Below are 16,886 nucleotides of genomic sequence, written 5' to 3'. Positions count from 1 at the left end.
GTTTCGCTTATTGCTAATATAAGCTCTGTAACGCCACAATTAACCAACTCGCTAAATGCGTAGCTAAATAAGCCTAAATAAGGAATTTTCATGAGTGCCGGCATTAAATATGTAACTGACGCCTCTTTCGAACAAGACGTCCTCAAGTCCGATAAACCTGTACTGCTCGACTTCTGGGCTGAATGGTGTGGTCCTTGCAAAATGATTGGTCCCATCCTGGAAGAACTCTCCGGTGAGTATGGCGACAAGTTGCAAATCGCAAAAATGAACGTGGATGAGAACCAAGGTGTCCCTACCCAGTTCAATATTCGTGGCATTCCGACCTTGATCCTATTCAAAAATGGCACTGTAGCTGCTCAAAAAGTAGGTGCTTTGGCCAAATCTCAGTTGACTGCATTTATTGATAGTCATCTGTAAATCATCTCAGACCACAGGTTCACTCGTTGAGCCTGTGGTAATTACCTATTTCTAGCTCTTGCCAGACCCGTTTTTTAGTGTAGTATTGCATTTAACAGTAGTGCAGCGCCTTCTTGAGAGCGCCCCTTTCCAGCAATTTACCTCCCCCTTCTTTTAGCAAACTCCAAAATTCTGTCTTCCCATATCTGCGTGATCTCCATCAGCGCGGCGATACCCCAAAACAAATTTCCCTTATTCATTTTTATCAACACCCGAGAACCACATGCAATTAACTGAACTCAAAGTCCTCCACGTATCTGCTCTGCTCGAAATGGCAGCTAGCTTGGAGATTGAAAACACGCAACGGATGCGCAAACAAGAATTGATGTTTGCGATTCTGAAGAAACGCGCTAAAGCTGGTGAAACCGTTTTCGGTGATGGCACTTTGGAAGTCTTGCCGGATGGCTTTGGCTTCTTGCGCTCTCCAGAAGCCTCTTACATGGCTTCTCCAGACGATATTTATATCTCTCCAGCGCAGATTCGCCGCTTTAACTTACACACTGGTGACAGCGTAGAAGGTGAAGTACGCACCCCTAAAGATGGTGAGCGTTACTTTGCTTTGGTAAAGGTCGACAAGATCAACGGTTTGGCTCCAGAAGCCCTCAAGAACCGCATCATGTTCGAGAACTTAACCCCTTTGCACCCAAACCGGGTAATCAGTCTTGAGCGCGATATCAAGGCAGAAGAAAACTTGACTGGCCGCATTATCGACATGATCTCCCCAATTGGTTACGGCCAACGTGGTCTGATCGTAGCATCACCAAAGTCTGGTAAGACCGTGATGATGCAACACATTGCACACGCTATTGCCGCAAATAATCCTGAAGCGATTCTCATCGTCTTACTCGTTGACGAGCGCCCTGAAGAGGTGACTGAGATGCAACGCTCGGTGCGCGGTGAAGTGGTTGCCTCTACTTTCGATGAGCCAGCTGTCCGTCACGTTCAAGTTGCCGAGATGGTGATTGAAAAAGCAAAACGTTTAGTAGAGATGGGTAAAGATGTGATCATCTTGCTTGACTCGATTACTCGCTTAGCACGCGCCTACAACACCGTAGTGCCTTCATCAGGCAAAGTACTTTCTGGTGGTGTGGATGCCAACGCATTACAACGTCCAAAACGCTTCTTCGGTGCAGCGCGTAATATTGAAGAAGGCGGTTCATTAACCATCATCGCTACTGCCCTGATTGAAACCGGTAGCCGCATGGATGACCTCATCTATGAAGAGTTCAAAGGTACCGGTAATATGGAAGTTCATCTTGAGCGTCGTCTGGCTGAGCGTCGTGTTTACCCATCGATTAACCTTAATAAGTCTGGCACCCGTCGTGAGGAGCTCTTGGTGAAAGCTGAGAACCTCCAGAAGATCTGGGTATTGCGTAAATTACTGGCTGATATGGATGACATTGAGGCGATGAACTTCATCGTCGATAAGCTCAAATCGACTAAAAACAACGGCGAATTCTTCGACCTGATGCGTCGTGGAGGCTAATTTAGGGGTCTAGGGGGTGATTTTGCCCCTTTTGGACTCCAAAAGCGCGCTTTGTTATTGATTTCATGGCATAATTTCGCCTTCGTTGCACCAATCACTGCTTTTAACTTGGGAAAGTATTTAAGTTGCCATCATCAAACGGCGACATAAACGGCTACCCGCTCATAGGACTCAAAATGAAACCTGGCATTCACCCCGAATATCGTGAAATCGTCTTTGTAGACGTTTCCAATAACTTCAGCTTCAAGACTCGCTCCACTATGTCCACTAAAGAGACAATCAAGTGGGAAGATGGCAAGGAATATCCTTTGGCCAAGATAGAGACTTCATCTGAATCACACCCTTTCTACACTGGTACCCAAAAAATCATGGATACCGCTGGTCGTGTTGAGAAATTCCGTCAGAAATTCGGTACCAAAGCGGTTGCTAAGGCTGCTGGTGATGGCGCTGCTAAAACGGCTGAGAAAAAAGCGGCTGCTGCAGAAGCTAAAGCTGCTGAAAAGTCAGCTAAGAAGAAGGCTTAATACACTTCATATTCGCAGGGTATGGCAATGCCCTTCTCTGCGAGATAATCAAGGCAGCGTTTGCTGCCTTTTTTATTGCTTGTTTTTGTTTAAATAAAGTTCATGGTCAAACTTACTGCCGCTGCTACTAAATCGATTCCGCGCATCATTATTTTTGCGTTGACTTTGATTTATGGTTTTGCAGGTCTCTTCTTCCGTGATCCTTGGAAGAATGAAGATGCGATTGGTTTTGGCGGCATGTGGACTTTGTTTCGCGGCAACTCGATCGATTGGCTCGTGCCTCACTTAGCAGGTCGTGATGTTTCATTAGGCACTCCATTGCCTTACTGGATGGGCGCCACTCTCATTAAATTATTTGGCGGCTTCATTGGTGCTGCTAATGCAGCGCGCTTATATTCCGCGATTTGCTTTTTTGCTGCTGCACTGGCAATTTGGTATGCCACATATTTATTAGGTCGTCGCCGTGAAGTGCAACCGATGGCTTTTGCAGTGGGTGGCCAGCCTGACCTGAAAAGTTATGGCATGACACTTGCTGATGGCGCATTGTTGATCTTCTTGGCTTGCGTCGGTCTTGCTCAGCGTGCTCATGAAACAACGCCGATGATGGCGCAACTAATGGGTATTAGTATCGTGCTCTACGGCACTGTACGTGGATTAGACAAACCATGGCAAGGGGGATTATGGACCGGCCTTGGTATTGCGATCGTAGCGCTATCTAGCAATCTCACTTTAAGTCTGATCGTTGTCACCTCGACCATCATTGCAGTGATCGCCAGTAACGCTAAGTTACGCTTTCGTTGGACTTTAACCAGCACTGTTTTAGGTCTCATTGGTTTTGCGATTTGGCCAGCGCTTTGGTACCTAGCTGACTTACCAGCTGGCTGGCGCCATATTGCTCAAGAAGGCTGGCGCAATATGCCGGAGATGCGCTCTACTCCAACGCTTGAATCCTTGAGTTTTTTGAGTGTGAACTTCTGGGCTTATGCCTGGCCGGTATGGCCATTAGCATTGATCTCTTTAGGGCACTGGGGTCGCGTTAAAGAAGCAGGGTCTTGGCGCGCTCCCCACCTTTGTATTCCGCTGAGCGTATTTATTGGTACCTTGATTTACGTCCTATTCCGCCTCGAGGCAAATGAACATGATCTGATGATCATGATTCCTAGTCTGTCGATCATCGCTGCTTTTAGCTTACCGATTCTTAAACGTAGCATCATCAGCTTTATTGATTGGTTTGCGATGTTCAGCTTTACGCTAATTGCCTTAGCCATTTGGATTATCTGGCTCGCAAAAGTTACCGGCTATCCAGAATCTACCGCTGCCAATATTGCACGCTTACTTCCCGGTTTTGAAGGTCAATTGAATTGGCTTGCGTTTATGGTCGCACTTGCGATTACTGGCGTCTGGCTCTCGGTGGTCCGCTGGAGAACATCGCGCGCCCCTAAAGAAATCTGGCGCTGCTTGATTATCTCGGCATCAGGTACTACCTTGATGTGGGTATTACTCATGACTCTATGGCTACCTACTATTAACTTTGCTAAAACCTATCGTCCGGTATCTGCTCGTCTGGCGCAAGTAGTTCCTACAGGCGGCGGATGCATTAACACCAGCAATATTGGTTCGGCCCAGTTAGCCTCATTTGACTACTTTACTAAACTGACTTTACGTGATGATCCAGATTGCCCTTGGATGCTGACGCATAACCAATCTGAAGCAAAAGCCTACGCGCAACTTAATAACAAGAAACTTCGCCTTCTCTGGGAAGATCGTCGCGCCGCTGACCGCGATGAGCGTTTGCGTCTATACGAAGTGATTCCGGAATAAGGCGTGCTGCACTTTAAGTTATCACGCCTACGTGAGGACGTTCCCGCTCTACTAAAACTCGCCGGTCCTCTGCTCATTGGTCAACTCGCAGTCATTACCTTTGGGGTTTTAGATACCGCAATGACGGCACGTTACTCTGCCGATGATCTAGCAGCATTAGCCATGGCTTCAGCCATCTTCATTAGTATCTATGTTGGTCTCACTGGCGTCGTGTCTGCTCTCGCTCCAATCGCTGGGCAACTTTTTGGCGCAAAACGCTATAGCGAGATTGGCGAAGAAGTTCGTCAAGCAACTTGGCTTGCTTTAGGTTTATCTATTCTCGGTTGTTTTATCTTACTCAATGCAGATCATTTATTGGCGATCTCGCAAATCAGTTCTGATATTGAAGATAAGGCAAGACTATATCTCAGCATCTTGGCGCTTGGCTTACCAGCAAGTATGGGTATGCGCATCCTCATGGGATTACATAACGCCGTCTCCCGTCCTACAGTCATTACCGTGGTGCAATTAATTGGATTAGGTCTCAAGATTCCCTTAAATCTTCTGTTTATTTATGGCGGCTTAGGCATTGAAGGGATGGGTGGCCCAGGCTGTGCGGTTGCTACTGTCATCATCAACTGGTCTTGGCTGTTAATGACTCTGGGCTTTGTACTGTTTGATCGCTTTTATCTCCCCTTCAAAATATTCGAGCGCTTTAGCCTACCTGATTGGCCTCGCATTTGGACTTTGTTAAAGCTAGGTACGCCGATTGGCTTTAGCTATTTGATTGAAGTCACTTCTTTTACCTTCATGTCCTTGTTTATTGCGCGCTTAGGCACTACTGCTCTAGCGGGGCATCAAATTGTGGCCAATATGGGAACCGTAATTTATATGGTGCCACTCTCACTCTCGATTGCCACGATGACTTTAGTATCTCAATCGATTGGTGCTAACAAGCCAGAACGCGCTGAAGAAATTGGTTGGTCCTCGGTTTTCTTTACAACCACTTTGTGCATCATGATTGGTATTGCTGTTTGGGTGTTCCGCATTCAGCTATTAGATTTATATGATCCACCAGAGGAAGTGAAAGCATTTTCCATACCCCTCTTTTTGTTTATTGCTTTTTATCAAATCTTTGATGCCTTGCAAGTGACTGCCGCATTTATTTTGCGAGCATATCGGATCGCCTTTTGGCCTATGCTCATTTATGCAGGCTCACTCTGGGGTGTAGGTCTTGGTGGCGGTTACTTGATGGGCTTTAATGTATTAGGTAATACGCCCATATTCTTGCAAGGTGCCAATGGCTTTTGGGCTGGCAACAGCATTAGCCTGGGATTAGCTGGCTGCTTACTACTCTACTTATTTAGAAGAACGGCGGAGCGCTATGAGAAAACGCATCCGCCAGTCGAGCTGTAAAACTACTGCAGGACTTAGCGGTAGCTCGGTCCTGAGACAGGTGCCGCATAACTAGGAACCTGATTGCCTTTAGAGTACATACATTGTTGGTAGGCAATGTTGTATTGAGTTTGCGCTTGGTTTTGTTTGCCAGCTGAGTTCATAGCACCCATCGCAGCGCCACCCAATAAACCAACACCTGCGCCAGTACCAATGTTCGGACTACTACCACCCTGAATCACTGCACCAGCAGCGGCGCCTAAGGCGGCACCAATAGCGGCACTGGTAGCACCTTCTTTTAAGGCAGCATTACTGGTATCTTTGACAGCATTGTCAGCAAACTCACGGCACTGCTTATCTTCCTGTTGAAACACCTCAAACGGTTTACCTTCGCGCGGCATGATCGCAATCGTAGGTCCAGTTGGCGCAGATACGCATCCAGCTAGTGAAGTGAATACAGAAACAGTCAATACTGCGATACGAGCCAATCGTTTCATAACAAACCTTTAAATATTCTGAAATAAGCTGGATAAATACAGCATCAATACTGTGGACGTCTTGGTTGAGTGTTGCTCGTAGGTGGCGTTGCTGCTTGTATCTGCCAACCTGTTGAACACTCTTGTGCGTATGGGAAATACTTGCCGCTAGCTTCACAGTAATACCAAACTGCCGGCTGAGGCTGAGCTGCCAATACCATTGGTTGCTGAGGCGGCATATAGACTACAGGCGGAGCATAAACTACGGGAGGTGCGTAGTAGTTAGCATATGAGCCGTAATACCCGCCACCATAAGCCCAATTACCACGCCAACCTGGGCCGTAACCATGGCCCCAACCAGGACCGTAGGCGGCAGGACGCCAACCACCACCGTAACCGCCATGGCCACCGCCAACTGAGACATTCCAACCCACATTGCCTGCTTGAGCAGCTACAGGAGCAAATGCCAGTAGAGCAGCTAAGGCGACTCCTAAGATACTGAATTGATTGATCTGTTTCATGATTGACCCCCCATTTGGTCCTACGTGGTCTTCTATTTCTTGATACTGATATTATAGTTTTTACTGGCTTTACTATCAATGTCTTACTATTAATAACGCCTCAAATTCACTCAAGCTGACAAGAAAGTAACTTATTTATTAGCACTGTTATTAGTGCCACCCTACTGATCTAATTTTGCTCCAGATTGCTTTACTACCCTACTCCATTTAGCAGACTCCTGGGTAATCAATTTAGAAAGCTCATTGGGGCTTCCCGGGGCGGGATCTAAGCCCCCCGCCAAAAGACGAGTTCTAACTTCAGGATTATTCAGCGTTTTTCTAGTTAACTGATTGAGACGCTTTTGAACGGCAGGCGGTAAGTTCGCTGGCGCCATTAAAGAAAACCAAGAAACTGCCTCAAATCCAGGCAAGCCCTGTTCCGCCAATGTGGGAATGTCGGGGGCAGCTTGAGAACGCTTGAGGGTAGTGACACCTAAAGCTTGCACTTCACCAGCTTTAATTAAAGGCAGTGAAGATGACAAGTTATCAAAGAGCATGGAGATACGACCACTGACTAAATCTGGTAAAGACTGTGCGCGCCCCTTATACGGAATATGCCGAATTTGTACGCCAGCCATCTCTTTAAATAATTCACCGGACATATGCAATGAAGTACCTACACCCGAAGAACCAAAGGTCAGTTGATTGGGTTTGGCTTTTGCAAGTTCAATCAGCTCTTGCAAGTTATTCACGCCCAGTTGTTTATTAACGATGAGTACATTAGGAGTACTAGCCAAGAAGCTAATGGGCGTAAAGTCTTTAACGGGGTCAAAGGACATCTTGTCATAAAGCGCACTATTGATCGCATGGATGCCTACCGTGCCAATCAGGAGTGTGTAGCCATCAGGCTCACTCTTGGCTACGAGATCAGCACCGATGTTGCCACCATAGCCGGGACGGTTTTCAACTAAGACCGGTACACCCAAACTTTGTTGCCAACTTTCTGCTAACACGCGCGCCAAAATATCAGGCGCCCCACCAGGAGTAAAGGTCACCACAATTCGAATAGATTGTTTTGGCCAGTGGGTACTTTTCTGAAGATCTGCTTGAGCTTGCACTAAGAGCGTCACTGCACTGAAGCATATGAATAGAAGCAGGCTCTTAGCTGCCTTAGAGAATCGCATCATCTTAAAGCCCAACCTAGTGGGCATCATCACTTAAAAACCAAATCGGGACCGCAACCACAGCCAACCCTCATACTTGACTGGATCATCAGCACAAGCGCCAATGCCACATTCGAGTAGAGTTGAAACGAGATTAGCTAAAACAATCAAAATAAACAGAATGACTAGTGTATTGGCAAACCAAGAACGTGAACGTACTTCACGATTTGGCAGCATTAACAAAATGGCAAAGCCCGCTAATAAGCCAAGATAACCAACAAAAGCCCAAGTATAAAAATGGAGCTCTAAGAAGGTTGCACCAAAGCCTTTGTCGCCCGGCAGGATGTGGAGCAATACTTGACGCAGAGAAACCATCATCCCCACTAAGCCACCCATCATGCCCCAGCCATAATGCGCTGAGTGCGCACCACAGCGAATATTGAGCACCAAAGCAAATCCAATAATCACAAAGCCCATCCTTTGCATTAAGCAAAGCGGGCAAGGCAACTCACCAAAATACAGTTGATCAACAAAGGCATAAGACAAGGTGCCAATCACTGCCAACAAAGCTAGTTGGTTACCTAAGGCCGCTAAAGAAGGAAAGGATTGTCTGCTCACAATACTTACAGACTGATATTGAGATGATTCGTTGCATGAAAGCGAAACCAAACCATCAAAATGAGTACGGTGATTGCCAACATTAATAAACCTGCAAAGCGCTTCTCAAACCAGACTAAGAAGAGTCCGATCAACGCTGTCAGAAAAGGCAGGAACATATACATAGGAGAATTCTAGCGCAGGAGACTCTAGAACTCGGTAAATCAGCAATTCAGAGTCTAGAAAATGGTCTTTAGGAATAGCCATTTTCTAAATGCGCAAAACCCAAAACAGTGATGTAACTAGTTCTTAATTCTTGCTAGATTGATTGAAGAACTGCACGACTGTTGTAACAAAGAGATCGGGAACCTCTACGTGCGGGACGTGACCAACATTCTCAATCGGCACCAACTTTGCATTCGGAATCACTGCCTGAGCTTTTTTACCCAACTCCGGAAAGTTACCTAAAGTTTTTACTGCCTCAGGGGGTGCAAACCGTCTACCAAATACGGTACGATCTTTTTGACCAATCACTAGCAATACCGGCATCTTGAGCTGCGGCAAATCACCGACAACGGGTTTTTCAGCAATCATCTGATACGTGAGCACCGATGTCATTGCATAGGCAGGATAGTCTGGGCCTTTTTGGATGCGAACATAGACTTCAATAAACTTTTCATAAGCAGGCTGCCAAGTCGGAAAATACGTTTGCAAGAAGCGACGATAACTCGTCTCCGTTTGGGCCATCTCTAACTTGAGTAAATTGTCGTTTTGCTGAGGCGGGATATCTTTGCTGTAATCCTCTAGTCCTAGAGGATTCTCCAGAACTAACTTTTGTACTGTCTGTGGATAGAGGCGCGCAAAGCGCACACCAACCATGCCGCCCATCGAATTTGCAATCACCGAGACTTGCTTGATACCCATTAATTTGAGCAAAGCTTTGGTATTGGCAGCTAAATCATCAAAGTGATATGCGACATTTGGCTTAGAAGATTTACCAAAACCAATCTGATCTGGGGCAATCACGCGATACCCTGCTTGCGTTAAGCCTGTAATCGTAGGCGCCCAATAATCGCTCGAGAAGTTCTTGCCATGAAAGAGCAACACTGCACCCTTTTGTTTGCCTACCGCCGGCACATCCATATAGACCATGCTGGCGGGAACGCCTTGCAAGCTCGTTTTAAATTCTTTGGTTGGATAAGGGTATGGCCATGCACTTAAACGTAAATCCAAAGGAGTCGCATTGGTATACAAGCTTGCGGGTGCAGCAGTGCTTGCTACACTAGGCGCACTGGCTTCATTACTCGCGCAAGCTGCTAACAATAAAGACAGGGTAGAAACTACTACAAGGGTTCTGAAGATATTCATGTTTTTATATTCGGCAGTTTTGCGTTCAGTGAGGCATTTAATACATTCTTAAGCGATTTTGGTTTTAAGATTCTTTAATCCCGCAACACTGCCCTCGAGTACATCCCCTTTTTTCACAGGGCCTACGCCTGCGGGTGTGCCAGAGAAAATTAGATCACCTGGCTCTAATGTAAACAGCGTTGAGAGGTATGCAATGGTGTCAGGTACATTCCAGATCAGTTGATTGAGATCACCCAACTGACGCTCTTCACCATTTACTAATAATGTAACTGCGCCCTGGCTAGGATGACCACATTGAGTGACTGGCGTAATTTCTCCACAAGGAGCAGATTGGTCAAAGGCTTTGCCAGTATCCCAAGGACGGCCCATTTTTTTTGCCTCACCTTGTAAGTCGCGTCTTGTCATATCCAAGCCAACGCCATATCCATAGACATAATCCAAGGCTTTATCGGCAGCAATATTAGAGCCCCCTTTGCCAATAGCGACGACCATTTCAATTTCGTGATGGACATCTTTCGATAAATTGGGGTAAGTCATATCTTTACTATCCGTCACGATCGAGTTTGCTGGCTTCATAAAAAAGAATGGTGGCTCACGATCTGGATCATGACCCATCTCACGCGCATGATCTGCATAGTTACGACCGACGCAATAAATGCGATTGACTGCAAAGCGACGGGTTTCACCTGTCACTGGTAAGGAAATCTGCACTGGAGGATCAATAACAAAAGCTAAACTCATGACTTACCTTTCTAAAGGGGGGATTTTTATTGTTTCGGTTGTTTAGAAGTATGACGCAATTTCAATAACAAAATACTGAGGGCGAGAGTAAAAGTGAGGGCATTGGCTAATATCAAGGGCCACTTTTCAATAATCAGACCGTAGACCAGCCACAAACCCACTCCTGCAGTAAATAAGGAATACATTCCCAAGGAGATTCCAGAAAGATCTTTGGTGCGCCAAGACTGAATTGCTTGGGGTAAAAACGCAACCGTGGTTAAGAATGCGGCGCAATATCCAATGATCTCAATTTGATGGGGCTCTAGGGTCATGCATTCATTGTAATTAGAGAATGGCTTCAATCCTGAATCTAGTGCAGAAAACCAAATTCTGTAGATAATGGAAACTTGCAGTTCAACCCATTACTAATAATACAAAATGAGACAAAAACTGACCTATTGGATTAGCGCAGCCCTATGCGCTAGCTTCATCGCATCCCCAGTGCTCGCTCAAGGCGATGCTGCACTGAAAAACTATCCGGATAAGTCAATCCGACTAGTGATCCCTTTCCCTCCAGGTGGGGCGACTGATGTGATTGGCCGCATCATGGCACAAGAGCTGTCTAAGACATTGAATCAGCAAGTAGTGCCAGACAACCGCGCTGGAGATAGCGGCAATATTGGCGCTGACTTAGTCGCCAAATCGCCAGCCGATGGCTACACCTTATTGATGGGCGCCCTCACCTCCCATGCCATCAATACAAACTTAGACAAAGACAAGATTAAATACAACCTGGAAAAAGATTTCACTCCAGTGGCCATTGTGGGTGTAGTACCTCTCGTCTTTGTGGTGAACCCATCAGTACCTGTAAAAAATATGAAAGAGTTCATCGCTTATGCGAAAGCTAATCCAGGCAAGCTCACTTTTGCCTCTTCTGGCGCTGGCGCTCCACAGCGTCTCGCGATGGAAATGTTCCGTTACCAACTCGGACTAGATATGCTGCATATCCCATATAAAGGGAGCGGCCCTGCTATGACCGATCTGGTTGGCGGACAAGTACTCAGCATGTCTGAAACCGTTCCAGCTGCTTTGCAATTTATCCAAGCAGGTCAGTTAAGGGCATTGGCAGTGACTACTGCTAAACGCATTAGTCAGTTGCCTGATGTACCGACCGTCACCGAAGCAACCGGCTTACCAAACTTTGACGTGGTGAGTATGTTTGGTATTGAAGCACCCGCAGGAACGCCACCAGCCATCGTAAATAAATTGAGCGCAGATATCAAAACCATTTTGCAGCGCCCCGATGTTCAAGAACGCATGCTAGCTGCTGGCGTTTATGTAAATTATCTTTCTCCAGCAGACTCAAGTAAACGTATTCATCGTGAACTCAATATGTGGAGCAAGGTCATTAAGGATGCCAACGTCAAGGCAGACTAATTACCCAACGCTTAGAAAGAATCAAGGGGATCTCGATGAGATCCCCTTTTTGTAATTCAATGCTCTGTAGTTATACCAAGATTACTCGGCCTCGATTTTGGCTTGCTGAGCAACCAACTCCCACTTCTTCTTCTCAGCGGCAATAAAGAGCTTGGTGTTGGCCGGTGTGTCACCTACAGCCCAGCCGCCCAAATCTTTCCAGCGTTGTTTAATTTCTGGGGAGTCTAGTGCTTTCTTTACAGCAACATAGAGTTTGTCGATCACAGGTTTTGGTGTTCCAGCAGGAACGAATAAACCAAACCACGCAGTAACTTCAAAGTTGGGATAACCCGCTTGAATCATCGTTGGTACATCAGGCAATTCTGCAACTCTGTTCTTGCTGGTCACTGCGAGAGCACGTAATTTTCCAGCCTTGATGTATTGCATCGAGCTCGGCAAGTTATCGACCATCATACTCGTCTGGCCAGCCAATAGATCAGCCAATGCTGGTCCAGCACCTTTATAGGGTACGTGAATAATGTCGATACCAGCTTGTGTTTTAAATAACTCGCCAGACATATGGATTGATTGACCACGGCCAGAAGATGCAAAGGAATATTTACCCGGATTGGCTTTTGCCAAAGCAACCAGCTCAGCAACCGTCTTTGCAGGCACCTCGGGATTGACTACTAGTACGTTTGGGTTAGCAATCACAACAGTGATGGGCTCCATGTCTTCCATCTTATAAGGAAGACTTTTATAAAGGCTGTAGTTAATTGCATTCGGGCCAATATTGCCCATGGCCATGGTGTAACCATCAGCAGGGGCTGCAAGCAAAGCTTGAATACCAATGATGCCTGCGCCACCGGCTTTGTTTTCAATGATCACACTTTGTCCAAGCTCTTTACCCAAAATCTCTGACAGAGCACGCGATGAAATATCGGTTGTACCACCTGGCGCTGCCGTGACAATAATTTTGACAGGCTTATTGGGGAAAGGCTGAGCACTCGTCACAGGGTTCATTGAAAGCGATACGGCAAACGCGGTAGCACCAAGTACGCATGCACGCTTCATAAAATAAAGGCTAAACATAGTTATCTCCAGCTTAGATCAATGTAGTAGTTACCTCTAGGACTTATAGCCCGATGACTCCATATTAAACACATAATGGCAGGTATGCACATTCTTACCCCGCCCCCTTTTTCTAAGGCAAGGGAATTGAAAAAATAGCCTTCAGCGTCAACGAGTCAGTGCTATTGGAGAAACCCTTCCCTACGCCCGCCTGAAATGAGATCGGCTTACCATCGTAGTACATCATCAAGAATCCCAGTTGTTGGGTTTTTTGATAATTAATAGGCCGCCCTAACTGATTGAGGTTAGAGTAATACTCTGCTCCTAAGGCTAAATCAGGAATGACTTCTCTGGATAAGCGGGTAGCGGTTGAAAAGTATGGCGATTGATGGACATAGGGCTGTGAAAGTGGCATATCAATGATGGGGTTAAATGAAAATAACCATTCATCAACATGTTTGCCAAGAATAAAACGGGCTTCTGCGTTGTATCTTGATTCATCAAACTGTGGCTGCACATTAGCAATCTCTAAATTAACCCCAGCAAAAAAATCATCGCCCTTCTCTTCACGATAAGGCAACCACTTCATGCGCACTTTAGTCGCAGCATACTGAAACTTATTATCGTAATTGACATACGAGATATAGAGTCCAGCCTCTAAGTCATGGCCCAGACCGTAGGCCAACTCTGGCGTAATACGCAGACCGTTATTATTCATTACCTCACCTGGATAACTCGGTGTCTGTATTCCACGAGGCGTGCTGTTGACGTGAAGCTCTAAGCTTGATTCACCTTTGGCATTAATCTCATCGTCATACACCTGAATCTCATCTTGCAAAATAGCCATAGCAGCTATTGGAATGATTGCCAGAATGATTAGGGCAACTACTTGCGTGAGGAAGTGCTTCAGATGCCATTGGATGCGTGGCATGAGCACAATTGACTGCATCTTCATGATGCATCAGTTTAACAACTATTGCGGTTTCTTGACTCTTTCGGTCCAAAGCTGCCAAGGTCGACCAATGGTCTTCTCGATCGTTTCTTGGGCGATCGAGGCTTCACCTGGGGTGAGATATTGAACCTGCCCCATCTTCATTGCTTCCCCTTGAATGCTGGCGTTCTGAATCGCATAGACCGCCCTAAAGACAGCCTTTTTGATGGAGTCTGCTCCAGCGGCATAACCGTGGCCACGCATCAGAACAAAATATTGCAAACCCATTGATTGGGATAAGGCATTACCCAACTCCACATTACTGACAAACATATCGGTATCTGGATTAGGTTTTGCAAAATTACGAATTTCAAATATCGGTGCGCCCTCGCCCAAAAAAGAACTCATGTGATACACCGGTTTTAAGGGGGTTCCAGTCAAACCATAAGGCAAGATCGGTGGTGCATGTCCATGAATCACTGAATTGATATCGGGACGATTTTTTAGAATGCCACTATGAATAAATCGTTCGCCATATGCAACCCGAGTGTCGCCATTGAGCGCCTTACCATTCATATCGAACTCTATGATGTCCTCGACCTTAACAGTCGACGGCGCAACACTTCTCGCTAGAAAGAAAGTATTGGGATTGGCAGGATTACGAACGCTAATATGGCCATAGCCATCAACTGCATTTTGGTCATACAAAATATGATTAGCAATCACCAATTCTTCAATGGCTACTTTGACCTTAGGATCTTGCTCCATCTGCTCTTGCACGGAGGCAGCATGAGTCTGCGCAATACCGAGCAACATCAATGAAATCAGAATTCTTTTCATCACTCCACCTTGCCAATCTTTCTGACGATCTCACCCATCTGCGCAGATTCTTTATCCCAGTAGACTTTAAATTCGGGAGCATCTAGATATTGAATGGGACTTCCTGCGCCATTAATCACAGAGCGTACTCGCTCATCCGTTGAGGCTTGCTTAGCAGCTTCACGTAGCTTATTAGTGATGTAGTCAGGAGTAGCACTAGGCACAAATAATCCAGCCCACTGCGAGAACTCAATCTTCACACCCATTTCTTTAAAGCTGGGTACCTCTGGCATGCTAGCCAATCTGCCATCCCCCCAATGGGCTAAAGCACGTACCTTGCCTGCTTTAATTTGCTGAACTATCGAGGATGGCCCAGTAGCAATCGCATCCACCTGTCCGCCCAATAAGCCCACAATCGCAGGCCCAGCACCCGTATAAGGAATATGCACCATGTAGAACTTTTCAGAAGACTTGAGCATCTCCATTGGCACGTGCATAGTTCCATAGTTTCCTGAAGAACCAAAGTTGTATTTACCAGGATTAGCGCGCATTGCAGCTACAAAAGCTTTGTAATCTTTCCAAGGACTATCTGCGCGCACCACTAATACGGTTGGATCAGCAGTAAAACGGGCAATCGGTTTGAGTTGATTCAACTGAAAAGATTGCTCGCGCCCGACTACTTTGTCAGCTTCGGGAATAATTGAAATGGAAGATAAAGCCATCAAGATGGTGTAACCATCTGGTTTTGATTTAGCCACTGACGCCATACCAATACCACCACCTGCACCCGCCTTATTTTCCACAATCACCGGTTGACCCAAGATACGGGACAGCGCTTCAGCCACCGGTCTACCTACGGCATCGGCTACACCACCCGGAGGAAATGGCACGACCATGGTGATCGACTTGGTGGGCCAAGGCTCTGGGGTCTGGGCAAACGCAGAAATTGCCCAACAAGATAATGCGATACAGCCCAACAAACGGCTAACTTGGTATTTTTGTCTCATTTTGTCTCTAAACCGTAATTTCGTTATTATTTATGCTCTTTATCCTACTACAAGAATCATCACAATCAACTAGGGTTAGTCTAGACATAACCCCCACTGGAGATAGTAATCATGAGATACGCAGCATTTTCTTTAAGCAAAGAGCCTTCCAAGACTCGGGTGGGAATCGTAGCAGCTGACGGCAAGACTGTACAAGAGCTCGATTTAGGGATTGATGTAAGTGAAGACGGCATTGTGGCCATCCTTAAATCAGATCTGGCTGGCAAATTACCCCAGCCCATTGCGACGCATGCCTTGAGTGATATTCGTTTACTCGCCCCTGTTCCAAGACCTCGTAGAAATATTTTCTGTGTTGGCAAAAATTATCATGAGCATGCTAAAGAATTTTCTAATAGCGGATTTGATGGCAGCGCTAAACCAGGCGAGGATATTCCAAGCCATGCCATTTTCTTTACCAAGCCGCCGGAGTCTGTCACCGGCCCAAATACTAATGTCATTATTCCGACTGCAGTATCTACCTGCATCGACTACGAAGCAGAGTTAACGATTGTGATTGGTAAAAGCGGCAAAGGGATTAGCGAAGCGGATGCCATGAAACACGTCTGGGGTTACACCGCTATTAATGATGTGACAGCCCGCGATTGGCAACAACGTCATAAGCAATGGTTCCTTGGCAAGAGTTTTGATACCTTCTGTCCAATGGGCCCCTGGGTTGTGACCGCAGATGAAGTCAATGCCGAAGATATTTCTGTGAAATGCTGGGTCAATGGTGAGTTACGCCAAAACTCCAATACCAAAGATCTGATCTTTGATATTCCGAACATGATTGCCACTGTCTCAGCCGGTATTACGCTTTACCCTGGCGATCTGATTGCCACCGGGACGCCCGTGGGTGTTGGCATCGGATTTAAGCCGCCGAAGTATTTAGTCAATGGCGATGTCGTAGTGGTTGAGATGGGCGGCATTGGCAAACTTGAAAATACCTTTGTTGCGGTCTAAGTAAGTCAACTGATATTGACTTAAAAAGAAAGCCACCCTCTGAACTGACCCCCAGTAGTTGGACAGTTTAGTTAGGTTAGCACGAGGGATTGAGTTCGGTATTGCACCGGGCTCAATCCCTTTAGTTTTTGCTTGATTCGATCATGGTTGTAGTAGTG

General features: G+C 46.2%; 20 protein-coding genes. 7 read left to right on the top strand and 13 right to left on the bottom strand.

Annotation, left to right across the window (positions count from 1 at the left end; genetic code table 11):
* The first annotated feature begins 90 nt into the window (after nt 1-90).
* From trxA to ICN35_RS06505, 5 genes are all read left to right on the top strand, one after another.
* Nucleotides 91-417: a thioredoxin TrxA gene (gene trxA / locus ICN35_RS06525; RefSeq protein WP_216125471.1), complete on the top strand. Its 327-nt coding sequence runs from the start codon at nt 91-93 to the stop codon at nt 415-417.
* 262 nt (nt 418-679) lie between these two features.
* The gene (gene rho / locus ICN35_RS06520; protein ID WP_011903147.1) at nt 680-1,942 is read left to right on the top strand and encodes a transcription termination factor Rho; all 1,263 of its coding nucleotides are present in this window, start codon (nt 680-682) and stop codon (nt 1,940-1,942) included.
* 176 nt (nt 1,943-2,118) lie between these two features.
* Entirely contained in the window at nt 2,119-2,466 is a 348-nt protein-coding gene (locus tag ICN35_RS06515; RefSeq protein ID WP_215295051.1) for a type B 50S ribosomal protein L31, read from the top strand.
* Nucleotides 2,467-2,568: 102 nt separating this feature from the next.
* Complete coding sequence (locus tag ICN35_RS06510; RefSeq protein ID WP_216125470.1) at nt 2,569-4,287, top strand: glycosyltransferase family 39 protein; 1,719 nt, start codon at nt 2,569-2,571, stop codon at nt 4,285-4,287.
* Between the two features lie 3 nt (nt 4,288-4,290).
* Nucleotides 4,291-5,682: an MATE family efflux transporter gene (locus tag ICN35_RS06505; RefSeq protein ID WP_215295055.1), complete on the top strand. Its 1,392-nt coding sequence runs from the start codon at nt 4,291-4,293 to the stop codon at nt 5,680-5,682.
* Nucleotides 5,683-5,696: 14 nt separating this feature from the next.
* Here ICN35_RS06505 and ICN35_RS06500 read toward each other — a convergent pair whose 3' ends face one another.
* The 8 genes from ICN35_RS06500 to ICN35_RS06465 form a co-directional block, all read right to left on the bottom strand.
* Complete coding sequence (locus ICN35_RS06500; protein WP_216125468.1) at nt 5,697-6,158, bottom strand: glycine zipper family protein; 462 nt, start codon at nt 6,156-6,158, stop codon at nt 5,697-5,699.
* 44 nt (nt 6,159-6,202) lie between these two features.
* On the bottom strand, nt 6,203-6,658 hold the full coding sequence (locus tag ICN35_RS06495; RefSeq protein ID WP_255535739.1) for a hypothetical protein: 456 nt from the start codon (nt 6,656-6,658) through the stop codon (nt 6,203-6,205).
* A gap of 161 nt (nt 6,659-6,819) precedes the next feature.
* A complete protein-coding gene (locus tag ICN35_RS06490; protein WP_216125987.1) occupies nt 6,820-7,821 on the bottom strand; it encodes a tripartite tricarboxylate transporter substrate binding protein in 1,002 nt (333 codons plus the stop codon).
* Between the two features lie 33 nt (nt 7,822-7,854).
* Nucleotides 7,855-8,418, bottom strand: a complete 564-nt coding sequence (locus ICN35_RS06485; protein ID WP_216125465.1) for a disulfide bond formation protein B — start codon at nt 8,416-8,418, stop codon at nt 7,855-7,857.
* A 5-nt stretch (nt 8,419-8,423) separates the two neighbouring features.
* Nucleotides 8,424-8,576 (bottom strand): DUF5993 family protein, encoded by a 153-nt coding sequence (locus ICN35_RS06480; RefSeq protein WP_216125464.1) that lies wholly within the window; start codon nt 8,574-8,576, stop codon nt 8,424-8,426.
* A 130-nt stretch (nt 8,577-8,706) separates the two neighbouring features.
* Nucleotides 8,707-9,765 (bottom strand): alpha/beta fold hydrolase, encoded by a 1,059-nt coding sequence (locus ICN35_RS06475; RefSeq protein ID WP_216125462.1) that lies wholly within the window; start codon nt 9,763-9,765, stop codon nt 8,707-8,709.
* Between the two features lie 48 nt (nt 9,766-9,813).
* The gene (locus ICN35_RS06470; protein WP_216125460.1) at nt 9,814-10,506 is read right to left on the bottom strand and encodes a fumarylacetoacetate hydrolase family protein; all 693 of its coding nucleotides are present in this window, start codon (nt 10,504-10,506) and stop codon (nt 9,814-9,816) included.
* Nucleotides 10,507-10,532: 26 nt separating this feature from the next.
* Nucleotides 10,533-10,817 (bottom strand): SemiSWEET transporter, encoded by a 285-nt coding sequence (locus ICN35_RS06465; protein WP_215318284.1) that lies wholly within the window; start codon nt 10,815-10,817, stop codon nt 10,533-10,535.
* Nucleotides 10,818-10,923: 106 nt separating this feature from the next.
* Between ICN35_RS06465 and ICN35_RS06460 the strand changes: the two genes are divergently transcribed.
* Nucleotides 10,924-11,922, top strand: a complete 999-nt coding sequence (locus ICN35_RS06460) for a tripartite tricarboxylate transporter substrate binding protein (protein WP_216125458.1) — start codon at nt 10,924-10,926, stop codon at nt 11,920-11,922.
* An 81-nt stretch (nt 11,923-12,003) separates the two neighbouring features.
* Here ICN35_RS06460 and ICN35_RS06455 read toward each other — a convergent pair whose 3' ends face one another.
* From ICN35_RS06455 to ICN35_RS06440, 4 genes are all read right to left on the bottom strand, one after another.
* The gene (locus ICN35_RS06455; RefSeq protein WP_216125451.1) at nt 12,004-12,993 is read right to left on the bottom strand and encodes a tripartite tricarboxylate transporter substrate binding protein; all 990 of its coding nucleotides are present in this window, start codon (nt 12,991-12,993) and stop codon (nt 12,004-12,006) included.
* A 112-nt stretch (nt 12,994-13,105) separates the two neighbouring features.
* A complete protein-coding gene (locus ICN35_RS06450; RefSeq protein WP_216125449.1) occupies nt 13,106-13,927 on the bottom strand; it encodes a hypothetical protein in 822 nt (273 codons plus the stop codon).
* Between the two features lie 18 nt (nt 13,928-13,945).
* Nucleotides 13,946-14,743, bottom strand: coding sequence for a class II aldolase/adducin family protein (locus ICN35_RS06445; RefSeq protein ID WP_216125447.1), 798 nt, complete (start codon nt 14,741-14,743; stop codon nt 13,946-13,948).
* The gene (locus ICN35_RS06440) at nt 14,743-15,729 is read right to left on the bottom strand and encodes a tripartite tricarboxylate transporter substrate binding protein (RefSeq protein ID WP_216125445.1); all 987 of its coding nucleotides are present in this window, start codon (nt 15,727-15,729) and stop codon (nt 14,743-14,745) included. The genes ICN35_RS06445 and ICN35_RS06440 overlap by 1 nt, the downstream gene beginning before the upstream one ends.
* Nucleotides 15,730-15,840: 111 nt before the next feature.
* Here ICN35_RS06440 and ICN35_RS06435 point away from each other — a divergent pair, with 111 nt between their 5' ends.
* Nucleotides 15,841-16,728 (top strand): fumarylacetoacetate hydrolase family protein, encoded by an 888-nt coding sequence (locus tag ICN35_RS06435; protein WP_216125443.1) that lies wholly within the window; start codon nt 15,841-15,843, stop codon nt 16,726-16,728.
* 71 nt (nt 16,729-16,799) lie between these two features.
* Here ICN35_RS06435 and ICN35_RS06430 read toward each other — a convergent pair.
* Nucleotides 16,800-16,886 (bottom strand): IS3 family transposase (locus ICN35_RS06430; protein WP_216125979.1); only part of this gene is annotated, 87 nt, incomplete at its 5' end.

The organism is Polynucleobacter sp. es-GGE-1 (assembly GCF_018882005.1).
In the GTDB taxonomy this organism is placed as follows: Bacteria; Pseudomonadota; Gammaproteobacteria; order Burkholderiales; family Burkholderiaceae; genus Polynucleobacter.
Note: the sequence above shows the minus strand (reverse complement) of the source record. Positions and strands in the feature narration are given on the sequence as shown.